This is a genomic window from Protofrankia sp. Cr1 (genome assembly GCF_963555865.1).
Classification (GTDB): Bacteria; Actinomycetota; Actinomycetes; order Frankiales; family Frankiaceae; genus Protofrankia.
In genome coordinates, this window is the sequence record NZ_CAUVXO010000146.1 from 10,510 (window position 1) to 12,275 (window position 1,766).

Annotated in this window: 1 protein-coding gene; it reads left to right on the forward strand. The window is 71.5% G+C overall.

From position 1 onward, the window contains the following. Positions 1-54 precede the first annotated feature (54 nt). Positions 55-1,766: serine/threonine-protein kinase (locus U9980_RS13530; RefSeq protein WP_322768232.1), on the forward strand; the 1,712-nt coding region annotated here is incomplete at its 3' end.

Genomic DNA, 1,766 nt, shown 5'->3' on the forward strand with positions numbered 1-1,766 from the left:
CGGCAGGAGTCCTCCGGGAACCCGTATGAGCCGCTGCTGCCCGAGGACCCGCGGATGATCGGCCCATACCGGATCATGGGTCGGCTGGGCTCCGGCGGGATGGGTCGGGTGTACCTGGGCCAGTCCCGATCGGGCCTGCTCGTCGCCGTCAAGACGGTACGGACCGACATGGTGGGTGCGCCGGGTTTCCGGGCGCGGTTCGCACGGGAGGCGGCGGCGGCCCGGCAGGTCAGCGGCGTGTTCACGGCCGCCGTGGTGGATGCCGACGCGGCTGCGGCGATGCCGTGGTTGGCCACCGCCTACGTGGCCGCGCCATCCCTGCATCTGCTGGTGCGCCGGGTCGGTCCGCTGCCGGTCCGTGCGGTGTTCTGGCTCGCGGCCGGGATCGCCGAGGCGCTGGAATCCATCCACCGGGTGGGGCTGATCCACCGTGACCTGAAACCGTCGAACGTGCTGGTGACCAAGGACAATCCCAAGGTCATCGACTTCGGTCTGGTCAGGACGGTGGACACCAGCGCGCAGCTCACCCAGGCCGTGATCGGAACGCCCCAGTACATGTCCCCGGAACAGGCGCTGGACACCTCGTCGGTGACCCCCGCCACCGACGTGTACTCCCTTGGCGCCACCTTGCTGTACGCGGCGACGGGCCGCCTGCCCTACCTGGGCGACACGCCGGTGAACGTGCTGGCCCAGCTGCTCACCGACCCGCCGGATCTCAGCGGGGTGCCCGCGGCGCTCACCGAGCTGATTCGCCGGTGCACACAACGGGATCCGGCGGCGCGGCCCACTACGAATCAGCTACTGGAGGAGATCGCTGGAACCTGGCTGCGGGCACCGGGCGGTGTCGGCGCCGAGCAGTGGTTGCCGCGGGTCGGGTACGAGCTGGTGGATGCCTATGAGCGGCGGCACAGCCCCCGCCCATCTGATGCGACGTTCGGACCGGCGGAGGTCCGGTCCCGGTCAGCCCGCGAGTCGCAGGCGGTGACCTCCACCCCGTCTCCGCAGCTGGCTCCCCTGATCGCGGCGACCCCGCCGCTCCCAGCGGCGGAGATCCTGCCCCCGGCCCGCGACGGCGACAGCGGGGGCGGTGCGGCCGATCGACGCGAATCCGCGCGGGTGTCCCGGCGAACCATGCTGCGGGCGACCGGGGCCGCGGCGGCGGCGGTGGGTGCGGTGGGTGTGGTCGGCGCGGGGGTCTGGGGGGCGGTGCGTCTGGTCGGCGGGAGCACGGACAGCGCTGGCCCCCGGCCGTGGGCATTCGCCTGCCGGGATCAGGTGTACTCCTCCCCGGCGGTCGTCGACGGAGCCGTCTACATCGGCAGCAACGACGCCCACCTGTACGCCATCGATGCCGTGACCGGGCAGCCGCGCTGGCGCTATCAGACCGGTGGTTCGGTGACGTCATCCCCGGCGGTCGCCGACGGCTTGGTGTACGTCGGGTGCAACGACTCCCAGCTGCATGCGGTGAACGCCGCGACCGGTCAGCCCGCCTGGACGTTCCGCGCCGGTGGCGTGATGCACTCGTCCCCGGCCGTGGCCGACGGTGTGGTCTACATCGGCTGCCGGGACCACAACCTCTATGCGGTGGACGCGACAACGGGTACCGAACGCTGGCGTTTCACCGGCGGCGACTGGTTCAACTCCTCCCCGACCGTGTATGGCGGCGGGGTTTACGTCGGGTGCCGGGACAAGAACATCTACGCGCTGGACATCGCCACCGGACACCCACGCTGGCACTTCACCACGGCCAGCACCGTGGACTCCTC